The following is a 24340-nucleotide window of genomic DNA, read 5'->3' as shown; positions in this document are numbered from 1 at the left end:
CGCGTCACTGGTGGCAAGCCATAAAATACCGCCGGGGAGAGAGGGATTGATTTATTCCCCTTGAACCTTTCGCTTCAGTTGCGCATTTGACGACCAAGCAACCCAAAGTCATGTGGCTTTGCGACATCATGTGCAAGGCGATGCGACGGGGTGGCAACAAAATATGGGAACGAAGAAATGAAAAACCTGATTTGGATCGTTGTCGCGGCAATTGTAGCTGTTGTCGGCTACATGCTGTATTCTGGAAAAACACCAACCGAGATTGCAACAGATGCTTCGGAGGCAGTGAATGCACCTGCAGCGCTGGAAGCGGCGTCCGAAGCGGCAGGCGCGGCCACAGAAGCGGCACAAACCACTGTGTCAGAAGCTGTCGAAGCCACGCAGGACGCAGCCGCGGCAGCGACAGAAACCCTATCAGAAGCCGCAAGCGAAGCAGCAGAAGCAGTGACCGACGCGGCCGAGGGGGCTGTTGATGCGGCCTCAGAAGCTGCCAGCGATGTGGCAGATACAGCCGTGAACATGACGGAGCAAGCCAAAGAGGCGACATCGGATACGGTTGCGGCAGTTACCGAAACTACCGATAGCGTCGCGGATGCGACAACAGAAGCGGCAGGCGACGCAGTTGATGCGGTGACCGAAACTGCCACAGATACCGCCGAAGCGGTTGACGCAGGATCAGAGGCAACAGCGAATGCTGTTGATGCGACAACACAAGCAACTTCCGACGCTGTTGATACAGCCACAGAAGCGGCAGGCGACACTGTTGATACAGCCACAGAAGCGGCAGGCGACGCTGTTGATACAGCCACAGAAGCGGCAGGCGACGCTGTTGATACGGCGACCGCGACTGCAAACGAAGCGGTGGACGCTGCCGAAGATGCCGCAGATACCGCCGCAACAGCAACCGAGGAAGCGGTCGGCGAAACCGCCCAAGCTGCAACCGAAACCGCAAGCGAAGCGACGCAGGATGTTGCAACAGCAACCGAAGAAGCGACAACCGCAACCCAAGAGGTTACCGAAACTGTCGATGCGGCAACCACGGAAGAAATCGCGCAAGCAGCAGAGGCCGTGAGTAAAGGCACTGCGACACCCGAAGAAACCTCGATGTTGGAACAGTTGTTGAGCGTCGATGGCTTTGACATGGAAAAGGTCAGTGAGATGATCGAAGGTTCTGAATTGGGTGCCCTGCAGAAAACCGTTTTGACGAAAGGCCTTGACGCAGCGAAAGACAATCCTGAGTTGCTCAAGGCTGCGCTTGAGAAGATCCGCGAAGCGTTGAACATGTAACCTTCGAAAGGAAATATCCTGCGTCAGCGCATCGCATTATTCTAAGGAGGTCAGGTAAAGAAATTGACCTTGTTGTGCGATGCGCCACTGGAAAGGTGATGTCGCGGGGTCGTTGAAAACAAATAACCGCGTCCGATCAATCGGGCGCGGTTTTCTTTTTTCGGGGTGTTTTGTTAACCGACGAATGCTTTTTCGATCACAAAATGTTTGGGATCGGAATTGGCACCTTCCTCAAGGCCGAAACCTTCGAGGATTGCCAGCATGTCCTTGTTGAATGCGAGGCTGCCACAGACCATTGCCCGGTCCGTTTCAACATCAATCCCTTCGATACCCAGGTCGCGAAAAACAGAACCATCCTCCAGCAGTGTCGTGATACGGCCCATCTTGGGGCTTTCTTCGCGTGTGGTGGTCGGATAATAACGGATCTTGGCAAGGTTCTCGACGCCGATCAATTCCTGCATCATTTCGTCTGATTTCAGATCTTCGATCAAACGGCGGCCATATTCCAGCTCGGCGACATCACGGCAGGTGTGGGTCACCACGACTTCTTCGAAATTCTCATAGGTTTCGGGTTCGCGCAGCAAGGATGCGAAGGGGGCAAAACCTGTTCCTGTCGCAAAGAACCAGATGCGTTTGCCGGGCAGCAGTGCATCATGCACCAAAGTACCCACAGGTTTGGGACGCAGAATGATCTCATCACCGGCCTTGATATGCTGCAATCTGGACGTCAGCGGGCCGTCCTGTACCTTGATCGAATAGAACTCAAGCTCCTCGTCCCAGGACGGTGAGGCAATGGAATAGGCGCGCAACAATGGTTTTTGTTTGCCGGTTTCCGGGTGTGGATCGCCCATCAGGCCGATCATCACAAATTCGCCCGAACGAAAGCGCAGGGATGCCGGACGTGTGACCCGAAAGGAAAACAGGTTCTCTGTCCAATGTTTTACAGAAGTGACGATTTGCGCATCAGGCAGGGTCACGACGGGTTTGGCGGTTATCTGGTTCAAAATGGTATGCTCTGTCATATCGTTTGTATTCAAGTGATTACTTGTATCCTCTATTAGATCAAGAAAACCGAAGGGGCAATCGGTGGTTACTTCGCAGCTGTGGCACGCAGTCCGGCCTGATAATTGTTGTCCTGCCAGTTCGAACGAAACTGCCATTGTTCTTCAGGTTGGCGGGCGGCGATGTCCTCGGTGACTTCGACCTCGTCAAAGCCGACACGCCGCGCCATCGTATATTGATCGGCCAGCACCGCGCCATACGCCCGCAACCGCCCCGAATAACCGCGTAGGCGCAGCGCGCGGGCGATGCTGAAGCCGCGTCCGTCAGCCGAGGAAGGAAAATTGATACGGATCATTTCAACGCCGGGGCGCAGTTCAATGGTTTCGGGCAGGGTGTCGGCGCTCAGATCAAGGGCGCGGCAATCGTTGGCAGCCCCTTGAGCGCAGAATCCGTGTGCCCAATCGTCAAGGACAAAGCCTGTATCATTAATAAGTTGCGTCATGTCAGTGCTCCTGAGCGGATGATCCTGCCTTCGGCAAAATGGATGCCGCATTCGTCTTTCGGTTGATTGCGCCAGCGCCCCGCACGGGGGTCTTCACCGGGCATCACCTTGGTTGTGCAGGGTGCACAGCCGATAGAGGGATAGCCCCGTGCGACAAGCGGATGGCGCGGCAGGTTGTTTTCGATGATATAGTCGGCCACGTCCATGGGTGACCAGAAGGCCAGCGGATTTACCTTGATCCGCGCCGCAGCGGTATCTTTGCGAACCTCAGCCTCGAAATGCGGCAACTGTTCGCGCGTGCCGGATTGAAAGCGTTTGCGTCCGGTGATCCATCCATCAAAACCCTGCAGTGCGCTATCGAGTGGTGCAGTCTTGCGCAGGGCGCAACAGGCATCGGGATCTCTTTGGTGCAATGTGCCATCGGGGTCTTGTGTGGCAATATCCGGTGCACGAATGATCTTGATTTTACTGAGGCCCAGATTGATCGCCACCTCTCGCTGATAGGCCAGAGTTTCGGGAAACAGCATCTGCGTGTCGATAAACAACACCGGCAGGTCCTTTTTTACCCGCGACGCAAGATGAAGCAGGGCAACAGATTCCGCTCCAAAGCTGGAGACCAGCGCGAGGTTTTCAACAGCATCAATGGCCGCGCTGATAACGTCACGTGCAGCGTGATGGCGCATTTGCACATTCAGCCTTGCAACCCGTGAATCGGGCGCAGTGGTCAACACCGGTTCATCAAGCGGCATATGCGGTTCGCAATTCTGGATAAAGCGCAGCCTTGAACGGAGCGAGACCGAGGCGACGGTAGGTTTCCAAAAAGGTTTCAGCGGGGTCACTGCGCAACTCAAGATAGGCCATAATGATGCGCTCCACTGCGGGAATGATCTCATCCGCCGCAAAACCGCGGCCTGCGCGCTCGCCCAGCTTGGCGGTTTCGCTACCGTCACCGCCCAGAGTGATCTGGTAGTTTTCTACGCCCGCACGATCCAGGCCAAGAATTCCGATATGTCCCACATGGTGATGCCCGCAAGCGTTGATGCATCCTGAAATCTTGATCTTGAGAGGGCCGATCTCATGCTCCAGTTTCAATTCATCAAAGCGGGTAGCAATTTCTTGGGCGATCGGGATCGAACGCGCAGTTGCCAGTGCACAATAGTCCATACCGGGGCATGCGATGATGTCAGAAATCAGCCCGATATTGGCCGTTCCCAATCCTTCTGCCTTGAGCGCATAATAGACCGAGGGCACATCCCCCTTGTGCACATGTGGCAAGATCACGTTCTGTTCGTGACTGATGCGCAATTCGTCATGACCATAGCGTTTCGCAAGTGCCGCCATCAGCCGCATTTGCCGTGATGTCGCATCTCCGGGGGTTTTGCCGTGCGCTTTTAATGAGATCGAGACAATTGTGTAATCAGGATTGCGATGGGCCGAAAGATTGGTATCGGCCCAGCTGCGAAACACCGGATCGTGCTGATAGGCGTTGTGGTAGGGGGCTTGATCACCTTTGAGGAAATGCGGCGCGGCAAAGTCGGTCTCAATCCTTGTGAGGACTTGTTGATCCATTCCGCTGAACTGAGGGCGGATCAAGGCATAATGCGCGTCAACCCGTGCGCGAATGTCATCGATGCCATTTTCATGCACTGTGATCTTGATCCGCGCTTTGAACTTGTTGTCGCGCCGGCCCAGCAGGTTATAGACCGCAACAATGGCTTCGAGGGTCGGGAGCAGGTCTTCCTTGGCAACAAAATCATACAGAACCTTTCCGATCATCGGCGTGCGGCCCAGACCACCGCCGATGATGACTTCATAACCGATGTCATTGTTGCGCTTCACAATCCGCAATCCGATGTCATGTGCCTTGATCACCGCACGATCCGCAGGGGCACCGGACACGGCAACCTTGAACTTGCGTGGCAGAAACTGGAATTCCGGGTGATCCGTGGACCATTGGCGGATCAATTCGGCTACAGGGCGCGGGTCAGCGACTTCGTCAGCTGCTGCTCCTGCAAAATGATCCGCCGTTACATTGCGGATGGTGTTGCCAGAGGTCTGGATGGCGTGCAGGTTCACTTCTGCCAGGGCGTCCAGCATATCCGGCACATTCCCCAGTTCAGGCCAGTTGAACTGGATGTTCTGGCGGGTGGTGAAATGGCCATACCCCTTGTCCCATTTGTCGGCGATAAGGGCGAGCTTCTCCATCTGGCTGCTGTTAAGCGTCCCGTAGGGAATCGCGACACGCAGCATATAGGCATGCAATTGCAGATAGAGACCATTCATCAGACGCAGAGGTTTGAATTCGTCTTCGGTCAGTGATCCGTCAATCCGCCGCGCCACCTGTGCACGGAACTGGGCATTGCGGGATTTGAGAAAGGCGGCGTCAAAATCAGTATATTGGTACATCAGAACTGCTCCTGCTTGCCGTGGGAATAGTTGGACGGGCCGGTGGCGCGGAAGGCTTCGCGAAAATGGGTCGGATGGGGGATGCCATCCTTGATCTGAACCTCGGCCAGATAGACGCCGACGACATCGGCTTCCTGGGCTGAGGCTTCGATCAGGCGCAGGTCTGCGTCGGCCTCGTCGGTGATGATGTCGGCCTCCGCCAGATCGCGGGTCCAGCCCGTCGCGGTCAGATAGATCACATCCCCCTCAACCAGGGCGTTTGCGGTAATGACTTTGGGCGTGAAAGGTTTGGACATCATGCCATCTCCTCTAATGGTATATCATTTGCAGCACGGGTCGCGGCGCGTGGGGCGAGACCGTAGAATGTGAGAGCAGGGCCGGTCATACAGGCCTCGGTCAGATCGGTTGCCATCCGTCGCAGGGAGGTCGCCAGGATGCGTTGCTCGGGGCGCGAGACATTTTCGATGATCGTGACGGGCGTATTGTGATCCGCGCCATGCATCATCAGCCGTCCCTGTACAAAGCGCACCGATTTCTTGCCCATATAGATCGCGGCCACTGCATCGGGTTTGGCAAGGGCGGCCCAATCCTGTTCCGCAAAGCCCTGCACATCATGTCCTGTTAGAAACCGGACTGAGGCGTTCCGTCCACGGCGTGTCAGGCTTTGACCGATGGTGGCCACAGCAGCAGAAGCCGCAGTAATGCCGGGTATGATCTGCCAACCGATGTTGTAACGGTCGATGGCGTCGATTTCCTCATCCAAACGACCAAAGATGGTGGCATCGCCGGATTTCAACCGCACGATCTGCGCACCGTTTCGCGCGTGTTCGACAAGCAATCTGTTGATGGTTTCCTGTGAGGTGGAGGGACCGAACCCTTCTTTGCCGACATCAACCAACAGGGCTTCGCGCCGGGTAAGCTCCAGAATGTCGGGTGAGATCAGCCGATCATGAATCACAACGTCCGCTTCATCCAGGGCGCGCCGCGCCTTGAGGGTCAGGAGTTCGGGATCGCCCGGGCCACCGCCAACAAAAGCAACATGCCCGGGGCGTGCGGCTTTGGTCGCGTGGTCCTGCAGCAATCTATCCAGGGTGCCCTGCAGTGATGCCTTGCCTGTAGCCAAGGCTCTGGGACCTGTCGTGAAATAATAGTCGCGCCAGAAGTCGCGGCGGGCGCGGCCAAAAGGAAGCACCTGCACAGCATCGCGAAACCCTTTACCGATGCGGGCAAGGGTTCCCAGCGACTGGGGGAGCCGCGCTTCAAGGTCTGCCTTGATAGCGCGCGCCAGCACAGGAGCGGCCCCTTCCGTGCCGATCGCGATGGTGACCGGATCGCGGTCCAGTATGGCGGGTGTGATGAAGGCACTGTCTTCAAGGTTGTCCACGATGTTGACCAATGCTCCCTCGTTGCGGGCGATGCCGGCGGTGCGCCTGTCCTCGGTCGCATCTTCATCCGCGGCATAGAACAACGCGGTATCGCGCGTATCGCCCTTCAATAGGGCGCGCTGGATCAGAGTGAGTTTGCCGGCCTCGGCCCAGGCAGTGATTTCAGGTGCCGGTTCAGGTGAATAAACCCAGATGTCAGCCTTGGTCTTTAACAGCAGCCGCAGCTTGGCAAGGGCTGCATCGCCACCACCGGACAGAACGATACGGCGCTTGTTGGTCGCAAGAAAGATGGGAAAATGGTCCATGGTGGCGATCCGTCTTTGGGCAGTTTGATGGATTGAATATAGGAAAATATTCCGATACTTCGCCAGTGGTCGACAAATATAAGGACATATGTCCCAATACTGAGCCATTGTGGAACATGCGGGCCAAGGACAGAGGAAAACAGGAATGCGCGTGCGAATAGACGATACAGATCGGAAAATCCTTGCAGAGCTGCAGCGTGATGCCAGCCAGTCACTGGATGATATTGCCAGGAATGTAGGGTCATCCAAGACTCCGGTTTGGAACCGGATTCGCAAGTTGAAAGATGCCGGCGTCATTGGACAGCAAACCGTGATGCTGGATGCAGAGGCGCTGGGATTTGAGGCCTGCTTTTTTGTATTGATCCGGACCTCGGAACATGAAGCCGAATGGCAGGCGAAGTTTCTCAAGGCGCTCAAGGATCGTGCTGAGGTTCAGGAGGCGCATCGGCTGGCAGGGGACATCGATTATATTCTCAAGGTGAGGGTCAAGAACGCGCGCGCCTATGACGCCTTTTATCAGGCACTGATTTCAGAGGTGCGCGTGTTCAACGTCACGGCGTTGTTGTCGATGGAGGAAATCAAGTCGACGGTTACCTTGCCGCTTTAAGACGACAGGCCAATGCACGATTAAATTCTGTCTGCCCGCGACCGATGTACCACCTGTCCGCGAAGGCTGTGCAGGCTGGGGCGTACCGGCGATGTTGAGAAGGTGTCTGGGACATCCCTGTCCCGGATACCCCCGTTGAAAGGGCGGTGCGGGTCTGAAATGTCTCAGGGAAAGTTGATCAGAGAGAGGTCGCTGATGCGATTCTCGATCCCGATCCGACCTGCGGGTCAATCATCAGCTTGTCGAGTTTGTGAAAGTGATAGGAATTGGCATAGCTCGGGCGCATTGCGAGGGCCATTTCGGGCATATGGGCGAAAAGTGCTGGCAAGGCGACCTGCAGTTCCAGACGGGCGAGCGGGGCACCGACGCAGAAATGCAAACCACCGCCAAAGGCTGCATGAGGACGCACCGCACGGTCCGGGTCAAAGACCGAAGGTTTGTTCCAAACTGCGGGATCGCGTCCGGCAGAACCGAGAACCAAGGCGATTTCGGCGTTTTCAGGCAGAGTGATGTCACCCAATTCGATGTCCTCGTAGGCAAACCGCGTGAACATATGCAGGGGTGGATCAAAACGAAGCAGCTCTTCGACGGTGGCTGCGATCCTGTCAGGGCTGAGGGCGCTGCGCGGGGTTTGGTGTTCCAGCAAGCATTTTACGGCATTGCCAAGGCTGTGCACTGTGGCTTCGTGGCCTGCGTTCAGCAGCAATATGCAGGTGCCGATCAGTTCTTCGGTAGACAGTTTTTCGCCATCTTCCTCGGCCGCGATCAATTGAGTGATCAGGTCGTCACGCGGATCATTGCGCCGCTGGTTGATATAGCCTTGCAAAAAGCTGGTAAAATCGGCGCTGGCCTGATTGGCCGCCGCTTCGATCGCTGTGGTCCGGCCAGCCTGATACATCGCGACCATGGCATTCGACCAACGCAGCAGGTCATCGGACATGGATTCAGGAACACCCAGCAGACGGGCAATGATGCGCACGGGCAATTGTGTGCAAAAGGCCGGAATCAGATCGAAGGGATCGCTGGGCAAGGCGGTCAGCAGATCATGCGTGACGGCTTTGATGTCGGGGGTCAGGTTGGCAATCCGGCGCGAGGTAAATGCCCTCAGTACCAGGGACCGCAGGCGCGTATGATGTGGCGGTTCCAGTTCCAGCATGGATGTCGCTTCGACGCTGGCCCAGGCGGCAAGATGGGCAGGGTAGGGGCTGCGCAGGGCCGCAGGCTTTTCTCGGCCCAACCGACGATCGCGCAGCAAGCTCTGAACAGTGGCGGCATCAAAGGCGGCCAACATGTTGAAATCCTCCCAGAACACCACAGGTCCCGCCGCGCGGGCACGATCATAAGCGGCATAGGGATTTTGAACGAAATCTGGATCAAGCGGAGAGAGCGAAAGACGATACATGCGGTCATCCAAACTCAGGGGACTGGTCAAGGCAAGGGGGCACGTGCAATCTGTTGCCATGAAACATGGCTTTCGACAGCGTGTCGCGGTGGTGCTGGCATTTGTGATGATCGTCGCTGTCCTTGCGGGCTGCGTCTGGCGCTATGCCTACCAACAGGGGTTGGACCAGCTGGCAGCGCGTGGGCAGGCGGATCTGACCCTGGCAAGCGACCGTCTGGTTGGACAATTGCAACGCTACCGCGATTTGGCGGTGCTGATGGCAGATCACCCTATGATCGCGGTCGCGGTGCAGGAAGGTGGCAGCGCGGCGACGCGGGATCTGTTGTTGGAGGTCGCGGACAAATCGGCAGCGCTTGATGTCCTGGTGTTGTCAGCCGAGGGGCGCATTGCGGCATCTGCTTCGGGGCGTAATCTGTCAGCTTTGCGCGACGGGCGTCATGTCAAACGGGCTTTGCGCGGGGCTTTGGGGTGGGGGCACGGTCCGGCCTATCCCCTGACCCAGCGTGCATTTTTTCATGCGGCACCTGTATTTGGTCGCAACGGAAAGGTGCAGGGTGCGGTGGTGGTGATCACGGATCTGAACGGTATTGACTATAACTGGCGCGGCACCAACCCGGCTGCATTTTTCACCGATGCGCAGGGTGAGGTCTATATCGCAAACCGTACCGAATTGCTGTTCTGGAAACGGCCTGCGCATACGCCAGGTCTAATTCCGCCGCACGGCGATGCTCCGGCGTTTGAAGCGCGCAGAGTCGGGCCGCATGAGATCTGGCAATTGGGTTGGGGCCCCTATCTGCCGGGCGAGGCGTTGCATCTGACACAGGCCCTGCCGATGATCGGCATGACCGGCGAGGTCTTGCTGGATGTGACGCAAACCCGCGCACTGGCTTTTGCACAGGCGGCCGCGGTGGCGGGGCTGTGTATGGCCTTTGGGTCACTCTTGTTTCTTGCCTCTGAACGACGGCGCACCTTGGCTGCGGCGAATGTCCAGCTTGAGGCGCGGGTGGCCAAACGCACCGTGGCCCTGCGCGAGACCAACGCCAAGCTTGTGGCCGAGGCAAACGAGCGGGAAGAGGCGCAGGTTGCCTTGCGACAGGCGCAGGAGGATCTGATGCAGGCGGGCAAGTTGAGCGCCCTGGGCCAGATGTCGGCGGGGATCAGCCATGAATTGAACCAGCCCTTGATGGCGATCCGGTCCTTTGCTGAAAATGCGGTACAGTTCTTGGCGCGTGACAATCATCAACGCGCCGCAGAGAACCTGACCCGAATATCCGAACTGGCACAGCGTATGGCCCGCATCATCCAGAATCTGCGCGCCTTTGCACGCCAGGAGGACATTGCACAGGACCGGGTTGATCTGGCTGCGGTTCTACTGAGCGCAATGGAGATGACTGAGGGGCACCGCAAGGCGGCAAAGGTTGCACTGGTCTTTGATCCGGTTGAGACCGGAGTTTGGGTGCGCGGTGGCGAGGTCAGACTGGGGCAGGTTTTTGTAAACCTGATCACCAATGCGGTGGATGCCATGGCTGACAGGGCGGAACGCAGGCTTGAGGTGCGGGTTCATGCCGACGACTCGGTGCAGGTCGAATTTCGCGATACCGGACCGGGAATCGAAATGCCAGACAAGGTCTTTGACCCCTTTTACTCGACCAAGACCGTGGACCAGACCAGCGGTATGGGACTGGGTCTGTCAATCAGTTATGGCATTGTGCAGAGCTTTGGCGGTCAGATCAAAGGCAGCAACCTACAACAAGGAGGTGCCGTGTTTACCGTAACACTCGAAAGGGCGACCCCCAAGGAGCAGGCGGCGTGACGGGCGTTGTGCTATTGGTGGATGATGATGCCGCAGTGCGTGAAGCATTGGCGCAAACGCTGGAACTTGCGGATATAACGGCGATTACAGCAGGGTCGTTTGTTGTCGCCAAGGATCAAATTTCGCCCCAGTTTCAAGGTGTGATCCTGTCGGACATCCGTATGCCCGGTCGTGACGGTTTTCATCTGTTGGACTATGCCCAACAGCAAGACCCTGAATTGCCAGTAATCCTGTTGACCGGCGAAGGCGACATCCCGATGGCTGTGGCCGCGATGGCGCAGGGCGCATATGGCTTTCTCGAAAAACCCTGTGCACCTGCTGATCTGATCAACCAACTGGAACGTGCATTGCGCAAGCGGGCCCAAGTCCTTGAAAACCGGCGTCTGCGTTTTCTGGACGAAACCGGTGATCCCGCCGCACGGATGGTGTTTGGCATATCTGATCTGGCCGAAGGGTTGCGCCGGCAAATCCGGCTGGTGGCGCAGGCCGAAGATGATGCGCTTGTCACCGGGCCTCTGGGGTCGGGTATATCAAAGGTAGCCGAGGTTATCCATTTGAGTTCTGCACGCTCCAAAGCGGGATTCGTAAAACGTGCAGCGGCTGGATTGACACAGGACGCCTTGCGCGAGGCGTTGCAGGCAGCCGAGGGGGGGAGTTTGTTCATCGACGAAATCTCTTATCTGCCGGCGCAATTGCAACTGGCGCTGAGCGAGGGGCATGAGGGTGCACAGGGGGTTTGCCTGATTGCGGGAAACACGCGTGATCTGGCCGAGGAAATGCAGAATGGTCGGTTCAACGCAGATCTTTATTATCGGTTGGAGGCTCTGCGCGTGCGCATCCCCGCGCTTGCGGAACGCCCTGAAGACATTGATGAAATGTTCCGCCGCTATGTGGCGCAGGCGGCCGAACAGGCCGGATTGCAGGCTCCGGAAATATCACCAGATTTCATTTCGGGACTGATGGCACGTGATTGGCCGGGCAATGCACGTGCATTGATGTCTGTCGCGATGCGCTTTGTGATGGGGTTGCCCGAAGATGTGACGCCCGATACTTCACTCGGTCTGGCTGAACAGCTATCGGTGATTGAGAAATCCCTGTTGGAGGCCGCGTTGCGCCGGACGGATGGACAGGCATCTGCCGCCGCCGAAGCGTTGAAGCTGCCACGCAAGACTTTCTATGATAAACTGGCGCGATATAACATCCGCGCAGAGGATTTTCGCCGCTGAAAAATGTGCGGATTTCCGCACGGGCGCGCAGCAGACTGTGCGAAATTCCGCACAGTCGGGCGGGTCCGGATCTGTATGACCAGATTTCAACCCGGATCAAGCATCTGATTATGTATAGAAAAAAACCGCAAACCTGACAATGAAAACCGATCCTTGTGAGCGACGCGATACTCGCTTCTTATGCTCCCGAGCAGGCGCAGCCCTGCCATAACTTGATTCTATACTCTGGGAGGAGAACCGATGAAATTTTTGACAATGGCCGTTTTGGCGATGACCGTATCCGCAGGCGCTGTTGCAGCTGCATGTGATGACGGCGAGATCGTGATCAAGTTCAGCCACGTAACCAACACCGACAAACACCCCAAGGGCATCGCTGCATCCCTGTTGGAACAGCGTGTTAACGACGAAATGAACGGCAAGGCCTGTATGGAGGTTTTCCCGAACTCCACCCTTTATAACGATGATCAGGTGCTTGAGGCGCTTTTGCAGGGCGATGTGCAACTGGCTGCCCCCTCCCTGTCCAAGTTCGAGCAATTCACCAAGCAATTCCGTATTTTCGATCTGCCATTCATGTTCAAGAACATTGATGCGGTTGACGAATTCCAGAATTCCGAAACCGGTCAGGCGATGAAAGAAAGCATGTCGCGTCGCGGTCTGATGGGGCTGGCGTTCTGGCACAATGGCATGAAGCAAATGTCGGCCAACAAGCCATTGATGCTGCCGACCGACGCTGCTGGTCTGAAATTCCGCGTTCAGAACTCTGACGTTCTAAAGGCCCAGATGGCGGCGATGGGCGGCTCCCCTCAGCCGATGGCCTTCTCCGAAGTCTATGGTGCTTTGCAGACCGGTGTTGTGGACGGTCAGGAAAACACATGGTCCAACATCTATGGGAAGAAGTTCTTTGAGGTGCAGGATGGCGTGACGGAAACCAACCACGGCATCATTGATTATCTTCTGGTGACTTCGACTGACTGGCTTGATTCCCTGGATGCGGATGTCCGCGACCAACTGCTGACAATCGTGACGGAAGTGACCGAGGCGCGCAACTCTGAGTCTACTTCCGTCAACGCGAAGGCCAAGCAAGCCATTCTGGATGCCGGTGGTGTTGTACGCGAGCTGGATGCAGCACAGCGTGATGCATGGGTCGCGGTGATGAAACCTGTCTGGGAAGAGTTCAAAGGCGACGTTGGCCAGGAGAACATCGACGCAGCGCAGGAAATCAACGCCAAGCACTGAGCGTTGCAGCGGTTAACTCTTTGCATAAAGAGTTAACCGCAACCAATTGTTTGTTTGTTCTTTTTTGAACCGGGGAGGGGCGCGGCATGACCGGCCATTCGTTAGAACAATCCGGACTTGCGCGCATTGTGAGCGAGATCGAGGAAACAGCGATTGCGCTGATTCTCGGGTTGATGACCATCATTACCTTTGTGAACGTCATGCTTCGCTATGTTTTCAACTCAGCCTTTGGTCGCTGGGTTGAAGGCCTGCTCGGCGTTGATATTCCCGGAGGTATCATCTGGGGTCTTGAAGTCGTGACCTTTCTTTTCGCCTGGTTGGTACTGTTCGGCATGTCCTACGCGGTCAAGGTGACTGCTCATCTGGGCGTCGATGCCTTGATCAACCTGTTGAACGATGGACCACGCAGGATACTGGCAACGGCTGCGGGCATTGTCTGTATCGTATATGCGGCGCTGTTGATGAAAGGGGCCTGGGATTACTGGGCGCCCTTTGCGGGACTTGATGTGACCTCGGGCCGCTGGTTCCCGACAGGATTTGAAAATACCCGTGATCAGGCCTGGTACGAGGTGATTGATACGCCGATCCCCGAATGGCTCCGCTTTATCGAGCCGATCATGAATGAAGGTGAAGCCTATGAAAAGCTGCCGCGTTTCATTCCCTATGCGATGCTTCCCTTTGGTGCGGCGTTGCTTTTGCTGCGCTTTGTGCAGGCCACTGTGAAAGTAGTGGCGGGCCGACAAAGGTCGCTGATCGTCAGCCACGAGGCCGAGGAAGCGGTCGAAGACGTCAAACATCTGAACGCAGGGGATTGAGAATATGGAAGTTGTCATTCTCTTCACCATGGTCGTCGGCTTGATGTTGATCGGGGTGCCGATCGCCGTGTCGCTGGGCCTGTCCTCGATTATCTTCTTGCTGGCGCTTTCCGATACTTCGATGGCCTCGATTGCCCAGACCTTTTTTCAGGCAATGGCAGGGCATTACACCCTTCTGGCGATCCCCTTCTTTATTCTGGCCTCGTCCTTTATGTCGACAGGCGGGGTTGCACGACGCATTATCCGGTTTTCGATTGCCCTGGTCGGGCATTTGCCCGGTGGCCTTGCAATTGCGGGTGTATTTGCCTGTATGCTCTTTGCCGCACTCAGTGGCTCCTCTCCTGCAACGGTGGTCGCGATCGGGTCGATTGTCATCGTTGGCATGCGCGAGGTCGGCTACACCAAGGATTTTGCCGCTGGGGTTATCGCCGTGGCCGGGACGCTGGGCATTCTTATCCCACCGTCGATCGTGATGGTGGTCTATGCTTCGGCAACAGATGTGTCGGTGGGGCGGATGTTCCTGGCTGGTGTCATTCCCGGCCTTTTGGCGGGCATGATGCTGATGGTAACGATCTATATCATGGCACGGGTGAAAAACCTGCCCAAAGGTGACTGGAAGGGCTGGGACGAAGTACGGCGCTCGGGTATTGAGGCGGGCTGGGGACTGTTCCTCATCGTGATCATCCTGGGCGGTATCTATGGGGGGATTTTCACCCCGACCGAAGCCGCAGCAGTGGCCGCGGTTTATGCCTTCATCATCGCGTCTTTTGTCTATCGCGATATGGGACCGCTGCATGTCAAAGGGGAAGGGCAAAATATTTCGTTTCTGAAAAAGCCGATGTCCCTGATCACGGTCTTTTTCCACCGCGATACGCGCAATACCCTGTTCGAGGCGGGCAAGTTGACGGTGACCTTGATGTTCATCATCGCCAATGCCTTGATCCTCAAGCACGTGCTGACCGACGAACAGATTCCCCAGCAAATTTCCGCTGCAATGTTGAGCGCGGGCTTCGGCCCGATTGTCTTTTTGATCATCGTCAACGTGATCCTGTTGATCGGTGGCCAGTTTATGGAACCTTCAGGGTTGCTCGTGATCGTCGCGCCGCTGGTGTTTCCGATTGCAATCGAACTTGGGATTGATCCAATTCATCTGGGCATCATCATGGTGGTGAACATGGAAATCGGCATGATCACACCGCCGGTGGGTTTGAACCTGTTCGTGACCTCTGGCGTTGCAAACATGCCGATGATGAATGTCGTACGCGCGGCCCTGCCATTTCTGGCAGTGCTGTTCGTGTTTCTGATCATGGTGACTTACATTCCTGCGCTCAGCACCTGGTTGCCAGAGCTGATGATGGGGCCGGAGATCATCACCAAGTGACGGCGCTTGGTGAGGCCTGCGGCATTGAGTTTAAAGGCAAGATGAAGATCAGCAGGCGGCGAGTGCCGCGATGATCGGGGCAAAATCACCGGCCTTGAGCGAAGCCCCCCCGACAAGGGCACCGTCCACGTTCTCAGCCTTGAATATGGTGGCGGCGTTATCGGGTTTCACCGAGCCCCCATAGAGAAGCGGGATGGCATTGCCGATGTCCTGGCCGAAGCGGGCAATCAGGCGCTCACGGATAAAATCGTGTACTTCAATGATCTGCGCGAGCGTCGGGACCTTGCCGGTGCCGATGGCCCAAATCGGTTCATAGGCAATGACGGTGTTTTCGGCACTGACATCGCTGGGCAGGGAACCGGCAAGCTGGCCGCCGATGATGTTCAGGGTGTTATCCGCCTCGCGGTCCTCCAGCGCCTCGCCGATACAGAGGATCGGAGTCAGGCCAGCGGCCCAAGCGGCCTTGGCCTTGTCGCGCACCATGGCGTTGGTTTCCTCATGGGCGGCGCGGCGTTCGGAATGACCGACAATGGTATAGATCGCACCGGTATCCGCGATCATTGCTGCCGAAATATCGCCTGTGTGGGCACCAGAAGATTGCATATGGCAATCCTGGGCCCCGATGTCGATTCCCTTGCCTGCTACGACTTCGCAGGCGCGATAAAGCAGTGGAGCCGGTGGACAAATCACGACGCTGGGCGGGTTCGGCGGCAGGGCTTGTGCCAAGGCGTCCAATTCGCTGAGCGCGGCACCGGTGCCGTTCATCTTCCAGTTTCCGGCGGCAATCTTGCGGCGCATGATGGTCCTGTGATCTTGGAAAAGTTGCGCCTTCCTAACAGCCGTCAGGACGCAAGGCAATCAGTGGCTGCAAGCTAACGCAGGTGGCTCAAGGCTTCACATGCGAGGGCATGAGCAAGTTCCGGTTCGTCCAGAGCCTGGTCGGGCAAGGTCCAATAGGGCATGGCAGACAGTTTTCCGCTTTTTCGGGTATAGGTCCATTTTTCGGCTCCCATCCCCGTTAGTTTGCTTGCAAATTCGGGGTCCTGGGCTTTGAGCATCATCTGCCCTTCTGATTTCATCAGGGCAAAGATCACGCCATCCGCATAGATGCCCAATCCGCCAAACATCTTGCGGGTCGTCAGATCGGGGATACCGCTGAATAGATCGCGGGCAAAAGCGATGTCCGCATCGCTCAGGCTCATTTCGGGCCGAGAGCATCGTCGAATTTAATCGACTCGCCGCAGCCACAAGCCTCGGTTACATTTGGGTTATTGAATTTGAAACCGGATTCCAGCAGTGAGGTTTCATAGTCGATTTCGGTTCCGAAAAGAAACATTTGCGCCATCGGCGCGATCATGACACAGGCTCCGTCCTGGGTAACGACCTCATCATTCGGATCCGCAACGTCGACATATTCCATGGTATATTCCATGCCGGCGCAGCCGCCTTTCTTAATGCCGATACGCAACCCGGCATGACCCGCCGAAGACATCAGCTTGTTGATTTGCGCCGCTGCTTTGGGCGTGATCGTGACGGCTTGTTTGCCGGGGATTGCGAACATGGCGTTTCTCCTGTTGGTGCCAAGCTAAGTAAGGACACCTGTGTTCTCAAGTCCGGACTACATGAAACCCAGTTCGAGGCGGGCCTCGTCTGACATCATATCCATGCCCCAAGGCGGTTCCCAGACCAGTTCAACGTTTACCTGTTTGACGCCAGGCAGGGGTTCCACGGCATCTGCTACCCATCCGGGCATTTCACCAGCAACGGGGCAACCGGGCGCCGTGAGTGACATCTTGATGTCGACAGCATTCTCGGCGTTGATGTCGATCGTGTAGATCAAGCCAAGTTCATATATATTCACCGGGATTTCCGGATCATAGACCGAGCGGCAGGCCTCTACGACTTGCTCGTACAATGGATGATCGGTGGAGGAGGGCGCAATCAATGGCGTGCCTTCCATGGGTTGGGTCTGATCGGTCATGCGGGCCTCGTTGTATAACTTAGTGTTTATATAGGGATTGCAAGGGGCAGCGTCTAGGGGCGGGAGGTGATCAGCCCGTTACTGACCGGTCACAATTGTGCCTGCATTTGCAAGCTCCTGTTTTCCTGAACAGGCTCTTTTTACAGGGCATAGCGTGGAACAAAGCATCACGAGGCATTTGGCCATCACTCGCCGCAACTGCACTGTTGGGGCAATGTGCGAAGCTCCGCACGCGGTTAAAATTCCCCCAGGGTCAACAAATCGTCATTGACCATGATTTAACAGTGGCATCACGCCACTTTGCGTTTGCGTACCGGTTGCGGTTTTACCCGCGCTTCGATCTCGTCATAGAGTTTGCCAACAATGTCCTTGCCCGTTGCCTTTTCGATGCCCTCAAAACCGGGCGAGGAGTTTACCTCCAGCACTTTCGGACCGGTTTCAGAACGCAACAGGTCGACACCGGCCTTGCCCAGACCAAAGGCGCGCGCCGCTCGCAAGGCGGTGTCGCGTTCTTCTTTCGAGATACGCACAACCTTGGCCGAGCCACCGCGATGCAGGTTCGAGCGGAAATCACCATCCGCACCGGTGCGTTTCATCGCGGCGACAACCTTGCCCGCAATGACAAGGCAACGGATGTCTTCGCCTGCTGCCTCTTTCACGAAATCCTGCACAAGGAAATTCGCCTTGAGCCCGCGAAAAGCGTCGATCACGGATTCGGCGGCCTTTTTGGTTTCGGCCAGAACAACACCCTTGCCCTGGGTTGATTCCAGCAGTTTCACAATCAGCGGTGCGGTGCCCACCAGCGCCATCAGGTTCGACGTATCCTTGGGCGAGGCGGCAAAGGCGGTGGTCGGCATACCGATTTTCTTTGAGGCCAGCACCTGATGCGCATGCAGCTTGTCGCGGCTGGCAAGGATCCCGGCCGATCCGTTTACACAATAGGTGCCGATGGTTTCGAATTGCCGGATCACGGCGCAGCCATAGGGTGTCACCGACGCGCCGATACGCGGGATCACGGCATCATAGCGCGGCAGGCGCTTGCCGTCGTAATGCACCTCGGGGGACATGGCGTTTATCGCCATATAACAACGGGTTGTGTCAATCACTTCGACTGTATGGCCGCGCTCTTCGCCTACTTCCACCAGACGGCGCGTGGAATAATTGTCTTCCCGGCTGAGCACGGCGATGCGCAGGGCGCGCTTTGGCGCGGTCTTGCGCACGGCGGCCGTGTGGTAGACATCGTAGCTGAGTTCCGGTTGCAAGCGGCGCTCGGTGGCGGAAATCGTGATGTGGTCGTTCAAGGCCTGACGGCCCAGCAACATACGGCTTGAAAGGCCGGTGCGGTTGGTCAGGGTGACTTCGATAGGCCAGCGTTGTCCACCGACTTCCAGGGATGTTTCGATTACATAGCGCTGTTCGCTTTCGCCGTTTGACGATGTCACCTCGCGGCGATCGACCAGTGGTGCGGAACAGGTGATCACGATGTCTTCACGCCCGGCGATGGGGTGTACATTGAACCGCACCTTGGGATTTGAAGAAGAGCCAAAGGTTTCGATGTCATGGGCATGCAGCGCAGAGGTGCGCGCGCCCGTATCAACCTTGGCCCTGATTGCAGGAAGGCCCAGGCCCGGCAAGGCGATCCATTCTTCCCAGCCAAAGTTGAGTTTGTCCATGTCCGACACCTCTTGTCTAAAAGGACGAGCTATCAGGCGGGCAGGACAACCTCAACAGCGGAGCGACGTTCAAAGGCGAAACGATCAGTTTTCGTTAATGTCACGGGTGACGATGCGGGCACCGCTTGACTGAGATCTGAACACCGCCTTGAGCGCGATCCAGGCGAGGAGCGACAGAATTGCAAAGAGCGCCAGCACTGCGGGAACATTGGCGAGAGAGAACAGCGCAACCACACCGGCCATGATCAGTGCTCCGATTGCGAACCCTAGAAAAATGAAACCCGGAGCCAGCAATTCGATCACGCCAAGGGCCAGCGCAATGCACGTCCAGACCCACCAAAGTGTCAGATATTCCGCCACTATGTACGCCCCTTCAACAGTTTGAAGGCATCTCCGAAGGCGGCGAGGGTCTCGGAAGGGATCACGATGGTTTGATTGCCCGCACCCCGGCTCATCTCACCGACCGCCTCAACCTGTTTCAATGCGATCTGGTATTGTGCCGCTTCTATGCCGTTTTCGTTGATCGCAACTGCAACTACTTGCGTGGCATAGGCTTCGGCTTCGGCCAGGACGCGACGCGCCTTTGCCGTCTGCTCTGACGCGTAGAGTTCGGCATCAGCGGCAAGTTCCACAGCGCGCTTTGAGCCTTCTGCCTCGGTCACCTGTGCGCGGCGTGCGCGTTCGGCATTCAGCTGCTGCATCATCGCTGCACGGGTTGCGGCATCAAGGTTCACATCAAGGATTTCAGCGCGGGTCACTTCAATGCCCCAGTCATCCACTGCCTGTTCGACGGTGGATTTGATTGTCTCGATCAGGGAATTCCGGTTCGCCTGGACCTCGTCCAGATCCATCTTGCCGATTTCCGCACGCACGATCCCGGCAACCGTTGTGGAAATCGCGCTGTCGACATCGCGGATGCGGTATACTGTCTTTTCCGGTTCGGTGATGCGATAGAAAACCGAAGTGTCCACCTGCGTCAGAACGTTGTCGCGGGTGATCGCATCCTGCGATGCTGTAGGCAACTGCCGCTCAAGGATCGAGATCTTGTGCGCAATCCGGTCGATAAAAGGAACGATCATGTTGATGCCGGGTCCAAGGACAGACCGCAGGCGACCAAAGCGTTCGACCACATGTTGTTCGGACTGCGGAACGATCTTGACCGATTTAATGATCAGGATCACGACGAGGGCTGCAAGCAAAAGCCAGGCCAGATTGTTCTCCAGTATCCCGAGTATCAGCGCTTCAATGTCCACGATCACTGTCCTTCAAATTACGCATTGGCCTTGTTTGTGGGCGTTTTAACGCCTGATTGCAAGTTTTCTGCGACTGGTTTAGGCGGGGTTCCAACGATGGACAGGAGGGCCGCAATGCCGCGCATCACCTTTGACAAGCACGCTCAGGACGGCAAGGCCCGTGCGGGTACGATCCATACCACAAGAGGCGATATTCGCACACCTGCTTTCATGCCGGTCGGCACCGCGGCGACGGTCAAGGCGATGATGCCCGAAAGCGTGGCCGCAACCGGGGCCGATGTTCTACTGGGCAATACCTATCACCTGATGTTGCGCCCAACAGCCGAGCGGATCGCACGGCTGGGTGGGCTGCATCAATTCATGAACTGGGACAAACCGATCCTTACGGACTCGGGCGGGTTTCAAGTGATGTCCCTGGCAGATCTGCGCAAACTGACAGAACGCGGTGTGACGTTCAAAAGCCATATAGATGGATCGAAACATGAAATCACGCCAGAAAGGTCGATGGAAATTCAGGCTCTGCTCGGCTCTGACATTGTCATGTGTTTTGATGAATGTCCTGCGCTGCCAGCGGATCGAACCCGTATTGCCCAGAGCATGGAATTATCGATGCGATGGGCAAAACGCTCAAAAGAGGCCTTCGGCGACCGGCCGGGTCATGCGCTGTTTGGCATCCAGCAGGGCGGGCTGGAAGAAGACCTGCGCAAGCAATCCGCAGAGGCATTGCGCGAGATTGAATTTGACGGATATGCTGTGGGCGGTCTGGCCGTAGGTGAAGGGCAGGCGGCAATGTTCGGCTGTCTTGATTATGCCCCCGATCAACTGCCCGAGGACAAACCGCGTTACCTGATGGGCGTGGGAAAGCCGGATGACATTGTTGGGGCCGTAGCACGGGGAATTGACATGATGGATTGCGTCCTGCCGTCCCGTTCGGGGCGAACAGGACAGGTATTTACGCGTCGCGGTGTGTTGAATATTAAAAATGCCCGGCATGCAGATGACCCTAGGCCACTGGATGAAAACTGTGCCTGCCCGGCCTGTTCAAAGTACTCACGCGCATATTTGCATCATGTGTTCCGCAGCCAGGAAATGATTTCAGGGATGCTTCTTACCTGGCACAATCTGCGATATTTTCAAGACATCATGGCGGGTATGCGGGACGCTATTGCAGCAGGGACATTCAAGTCATGGGAAAAAAACTTTCATGAGAATCGCGCTGACGGCGATATTGAGCCGCTCTGAACAGGATGGGTGAGGGATGTATCGCGGACAGGGGTGTTGCAGCTCGCGCATCAAGGTCGATCTGTTCGATTTTCCTTCGTTTACCCCTCAAATACTACCAAATCACCTGTTGCCTCTCATCTTCACCGGGGCAATGATGTGGCAAACCCTGATCAACGGGGATTGAAACAGGCGAACCGGAACTACATATCGGTTCACAACAGGAGACGGCGTTGGTTGCCTTTCAGGGACCGGAACTGTCTTGCTAAATAAGGAATTGAGCATGTTAGAACCCTTAAACGCATCCTACCCAGTGTTGCCGTTGCGCGATATTGTGGTGTTTCCGCACATGATCGTGCCGCTTTTCGTGGGGCGTGAAAAATCCGTGCGTGCATTGGAAGAAGTCATGGCAGACGACAAACAGATTCTGTTGTCGAGCCAGATCGATCCCGGCGAGGATGATCCCACTGCCGATGGCATATTCAAGGCCGGTGTGCTGGCTAATGTGCTGCAACTGCTGAAGTTACCCGATGGCACTGTAAAGGTGCTGGTCGAAGGCCAGGCGCGGGTGCGGATCACCGAATACCTCGAAAACGACAGCTTTTTCGAGGCGCGCGCGGAATATCTCACTGAAATGCCAGGCGACGCCGCCACAACCGAGGCGTTGCTGCGCTCGGTCGGTGACGAATTCGAACGCTACGCCAAGGTCAAGAAAAATGTGCCGGACGAGGCACTGACAGCGGTTGGAGAAACCTCCGAGGCGGCACGGCTCGCCGATCTGGTCGCGGGGCATCTCGGCATTGAAGTCGAACAAAAACAGGATCTGCTTGAGACGCTCAGCGTGTCCGAACGGCTTGAGAAAGTCTATGGGCTGATGCAGGGCGAAATGTCCGTTCTTCAGGTCGAGAAAAAGATCAAGACGCGCGTGAAATCTCAGATGGAGCGGACGCAGCGCGAATACTATCTTAACGAACAGATGAAAGCCATCCAGCAAGAATTGGGTGATGGCGAAGAGGGCAAGAATGAAGTTGCCGAACTGGAAGAAAAGATTGCCGCCACCAAGTTGAGCAAAGAGGCTAAGGAGAAGGCAGAAGCCGAGCTCAAAAAACTCAAGAACATGAGTCCGATGTCTGCCGAGGCAACGGTTGTGCGCAATTATCTTGACTGGATGTTGTCGATCCCGTGGGGCGTTAAATCTCGCGTGAAAAAGAACCTCGGCAAGGCGCAGGAGGTTCTGGACGACGATCACTATGGCCTTGAAAAGGTCAAGGAACGGATTGTGGAATACCTCGCGGTGCAGCAGCGTTCAACCAAGATGAAAGGCCCGATCATGTGTTTGGTCGGCCCTCCCGGTGTGGGTAAAACCTCGCTCGGGAAATCTGTGGCCAAGGCAACGGGACGCGAGTTCATTCGCATTTCGCTGGGCGGTGTGCGTGATGAATCCGAAATTCGTGGTCACCGGCGGACCTATATCGGTTCCATGCCGGGAAAGATCATTCAGGCATTGAAAAAGGCAAAGACGACCAACCCGCTCATCCTTCTCGACGAGATCGACAAGATGGGGCAGGACTTCCGTGGCGATCCAGCATCTGCAATGCTGGAGGTCCTTGATCCTGAACAGAACTCCACCTTTGTGGATCACTATCTTGAGGTTGAATACGACCTCAGCAACGTGATGTTCCTGACAACGTCGAACAGCTATAATATGCCGGGGCCATTGCTTGACCGGATGGAGATCATTCCGCTTTCTGGCTACACCGAGGATGAAAAGCTCGAGATTGCCAAGCAGCATCTGGTGTCCAAACAGATCAAGAACCATGGGTTGAAAGCCAAGGAATTTACGATCGAAGATTCCGCAATTCAGGGAATGATCCGCTATTACACCCGGGAAGCCGGCGTGCGAAACCTCGAGCGTGAAATCGCCAAGGTGGCGCGTAAATCTTTGACCAAGATCATCAAGAAAGAGGCCGAGAGTGTTACCGTGACGGGCGACAACCTTGATGAATTCCTTGGTGTGCGCAAACATCGGTATGGTCTGGCCGAAGAGGAAAACCAGATCGGTGTTGTGACCGGATTGGCCTATACATCGGTGGGTGGTGAGTTGCTGCACATTGAGGCGCTGCGACTGCCGGGCAAGGGTCGGATGAAAACCACCGGCAAGCTGGGCGATGTGATGAAGGAAAGCATCGACGCTGCATCCAGTTATGTGCGGTCGATTTCACCCAAGATTGGTGTAAAACCACCAAGCTTCGATACGCTCGACATCCACGTGCACGTGCCGGACGGTGCAACCCCCAAGGATGGTCCCTCTGCCGGGCTGGCGATGGTCACGTCGATTGTGTCGGTGCTGACCCGCATTCCTGTGCGCAAGGATATTGCAATGACCGGCGAAGTGTCGCTGCGCGGCAATGCGATGCCTATCGGTGGCTTGAAGGAAAAACTGCTGGCCGCATTGCGGGGCGGGATCACAACGGTACTCATCCCGAAGGAGAACGAAAAGGATCTGGCCGAAATACCTGAAAATGTGACGCAGGGATTAAAGATTATCCCGGTGGGGCATGTTTCAGAAGTGTTGGAGCACGCGCTTGTTTCTCAACCTGAACCAATCGAATGGGATCAAGTTGCCGAGGATGCAGCGGCGGCGGCGGCATTGGCGGCCAAAAAATCCGGTGGAGATGGTGCCGTCGCCCATTGAACCAGTTCGGATTTGTTCAAGATCTCAAACGCCCTGGCCTATGCCGGGGCGTTTGTCGTTCCGCCGTTCACCATTCGTTAGCTTCCCCGCGGTAGGACCCAAGCAATGCTGGAAGTCAAAGCAAAAGGCGGTTAGTATGTTTCCAGGCAA

Annotated in this window: 23 protein-coding genes; 9 read left to right on the top strand and 14 right to left on the bottom strand. The window is 56.3% G+C overall.

Annotation, left to right across the window (positions count from 1 at the left end; all coding sequences use genetic code 11):
- The first annotated feature begins 177 nt into the window (after window positions 1–177).
- The gene (locus OS190_RS10615) at window positions 178–1287 is read left to right on the top strand and encodes a hypothetical protein (RefSeq protein ID WP_267158656.1); all 1110 of its coding nucleotides are present in this window, start codon (window positions 178–180) and stop codon (window positions 1285–1287) included.
- Window positions 1288–1460: 173 nt separating this feature from the next.
- On the opposite strand, the gene OS190_RS10610 is transcribed toward OS190_RS10615, so the two are convergent.
- The 6 genes from OS190_RS10610 to cysG form a co-directional block, all read right to left on the bottom strand.
- Window positions 1461–2309, bottom strand: coding sequence for a ferredoxin--NADP reductase (locus OS190_RS10610; protein WP_267158822.1), 849 nt, complete (start codon window positions 2307–2309; stop codon window positions 1461–1463).
- Window positions 2310–2377: 68 nt separating this feature from the next.
- A complete protein-coding gene (locus OS190_RS10605) occupies window positions 2378–2791 on the bottom strand; it encodes a DUF934 domain-containing protein (protein WP_267158655.1) in 414 nt (137 codons plus the stop codon).
- Window positions 2788–3540, bottom strand: coding sequence for a phosphoadenylyl-sulfate reductase (locus OS190_RS10600; RefSeq protein ID WP_267158654.1), 753 nt, complete (start codon window positions 3538–3540; stop codon window positions 2788–2790). The genes OS190_RS10605 and OS190_RS10600 overlap by 4 nt, the downstream gene beginning before the upstream one ends.
- Window positions 3530–5197, bottom strand: a complete 1668-nt coding sequence (locus OS190_RS10595; protein WP_267158653.1) for a nitrite/sulfite reductase — start codon at window positions 5195–5197, stop codon at window positions 3530–3532. The genes OS190_RS10600 and OS190_RS10595 overlap by 11 nt, the downstream gene beginning before the upstream one ends.
- Window positions 5197–5493, bottom strand: a complete 297-nt coding sequence (locus OS190_RS10590; protein ID WP_267158821.1) for a DUF2849 domain-containing protein — start codon at window positions 5491–5493, stop codon at window positions 5197–5199. Before OS190_RS10590 ends, OS190_RS10595 begins: the two co-directional genes overlap by 1 nt.
- Complete coding sequence (gene cysG / locus OS190_RS10585) at window positions 5493–6887, bottom strand: siroheme synthase CysG (protein ID WP_267158652.1); 1395 nt, start codon at window positions 6885–6887, stop codon at window positions 5493–5495. Before cysG ends, OS190_RS10590 begins: the two co-directional genes overlap by 1 nt.
- 145 nt (window positions 6888–7032) lie before the next feature.
- Between cysG and OS190_RS10580 the strand changes: the two genes are divergently transcribed.
- Window positions 7033–7494, top strand: a complete 462-nt coding sequence (locus OS190_RS10580) for an Lrp/AsnC family transcriptional regulator (RefSeq protein ID WP_267158651.1) — start codon at window positions 7033–7035, stop codon at window positions 7492–7494.
- Between the two features lie 178 nt (window positions 7495–7672).
- Here OS190_RS10580 and OS190_RS10575 read toward each other — a convergent pair whose 3' ends face one another.
- Window positions 7673–8896, bottom strand: a complete 1224-nt coding sequence (locus OS190_RS10575) for a cytochrome P450 (protein ID WP_267158650.1) — start codon at window positions 8894–8896, stop codon at window positions 7673–7675.
- On the opposite strand from OS190_RS10575, the gene OS190_RS10570 reads away from it, so the two are divergent.
- The 5 genes from OS190_RS10570 to OS190_RS10550 all read left to right on the top strand — a co-directional run bounded on the left by OS190_RS10570 (window position 8895) and on the right by OS190_RS10550 (window position 15367).
- On the top strand, window positions 8895–10709 hold the full coding sequence (locus OS190_RS10570) for an ATP-binding protein (RefSeq protein WP_323370674.1): 1815 nt from the start codon (window positions 8895–8897) through the stop codon (window positions 10707–10709). The genes OS190_RS10575 and OS190_RS10570 overlap by 2 nt on opposite strands.
- On the top strand, window positions 10706–11935 hold the full coding sequence (locus OS190_RS10565) for a sigma-54-dependent transcriptional regulator (RefSeq protein WP_267158649.1): 1230 nt from the start codon (window positions 10706–10708) through the stop codon (window positions 11933–11935). The genes OS190_RS10570 and OS190_RS10565 overlap by 4 nt, the downstream gene beginning before the upstream one ends.
- Window positions 11936–12175: 240 nt before the next feature.
- Entirely contained in the window at window positions 12176–13171 is a 996-nt protein-coding gene (locus tag OS190_RS10560; RefSeq protein ID WP_267158648.1) for a DctP family TRAP transporter solute-binding subunit, read from the top strand.
- A gap of 86 nt (window positions 13172–13257) precedes the next feature.
- Entirely contained in the window at window positions 13258–13986 is a 729-nt protein-coding gene (locus tag OS190_RS10555; RefSeq protein ID WP_267158647.1) for a TRAP transporter small permease, read from the top strand.
- A gap of 4 nt (window positions 13987–13990) precedes the next feature.
- A complete protein-coding gene (locus OS190_RS10550; protein ID WP_267158646.1) occupies window positions 13991–15367 on the top strand; it encodes a TRAP transporter large permease in 1377 nt (458 codons plus the stop codon).
- Between the two features lie 48 nt (window positions 15368–15415).
- On the opposite strand, the gene tpiA is transcribed toward OS190_RS10550, so the two are convergent.
- The 7 genes from tpiA to OS190_RS10515 all read right to left on the bottom strand — a co-directional run bounded on the left by tpiA (window position 15416) and on the right by OS190_RS10515 (window position 20274).
- Window positions 15416–16165, bottom strand: coding sequence for a triose-phosphate isomerase (gene tpiA / locus OS190_RS10545; RefSeq protein WP_267158645.1), 750 nt, complete (start codon window positions 16163–16165; stop codon window positions 15416–15418).
- A gap of 74 nt (window positions 16166–16239) precedes the next feature.
- Window positions 16240–16569, bottom strand: coding sequence for a TfoX/Sxy family protein (locus OS190_RS10540; protein WP_267158644.1), 330 nt, complete (start codon window positions 16567–16569; stop codon window positions 16240–16242).
- The gene (locus OS190_RS10535; protein WP_267158643.1) at window positions 16566–16928 is read right to left on the bottom strand and encodes a HesB/IscA family protein; all 363 of its coding nucleotides are present in this window, start codon (window positions 16926–16928) and stop codon (window positions 16566–16568) included. The genes OS190_RS10540 and OS190_RS10535 overlap by 4 nt, the downstream gene beginning before the upstream one ends.
- Window positions 16929–16985: 57 nt before the next feature.
- Window positions 16986–17348 (bottom strand): SUF system Fe-S cluster assembly protein, encoded by a 363-nt coding sequence (locus OS190_RS10530; protein ID WP_267158642.1) that lies wholly within the window; start codon window positions 17346–17348, stop codon window positions 16986–16988.
- A 290-nt stretch (window positions 17349–17638) separates the two neighbouring features.
- Window positions 17639–19021, bottom strand: coding sequence for a 30S ribosomal protein S6--L-glutamate ligase (gene rimK, locus OS190_RS10525; protein ID WP_267158641.1), 1383 nt, complete (start codon window positions 19019–19021; stop codon window positions 17639–17641).
- Window positions 19022–19105: 84 nt separating this feature from the next.
- Window positions 19106–19381, bottom strand: a complete 276-nt coding sequence (locus tag OS190_RS10520) for an NfeD family protein (protein WP_267158640.1) — start codon at window positions 19379–19381, stop codon at window positions 19106–19108.
- Window positions 19381–20274, bottom strand: a complete 894-nt coding sequence (locus OS190_RS10515; RefSeq protein WP_267158639.1) for an SPFH domain-containing protein — start codon at window positions 20272–20274, stop codon at window positions 19381–19383. Before OS190_RS10515 ends, OS190_RS10520 begins: the two co-directional genes overlap by 1 nt.
- A 114-nt stretch (window positions 20275–20388) precedes the next feature.
- On the opposite strand from OS190_RS10515, the gene tgt reads away from it, so the two are divergent.
- Window positions 20389–21516, top strand: a complete 1128-nt coding sequence (tgt, locus tag OS190_RS10510) for a tRNA guanosine(34) transglycosylase Tgt (protein WP_267158638.1) — start codon at window positions 20389–20391, stop codon at window positions 21514–21516.
- Between the two features lie 262 nt (window positions 21517–21778).
- Window positions 21779–24190: an endopeptidase La gene (gene lon, locus OS190_RS10505; protein WP_267158637.1), complete on the top strand. Its 2412-nt coding sequence runs from the start codon at window positions 21779–21781 to the stop codon at window positions 24188–24190.
- Window positions 24191–24340: the final 150 nt, after the last annotated feature.

The organism is Sulfitobacter sp. F26204, from assembly GCF_026410305.1.
In the GTDB taxonomy this organism is placed as follows: Bacteria; Pseudomonadota; Alphaproteobacteria; order Rhodobacterales; family Rhodobacteraceae; genus Sulfitobacter.
Note: the sequence above shows the minus strand (reverse complement) of the source record. Positions and strands in the feature narration are given on the sequence as shown.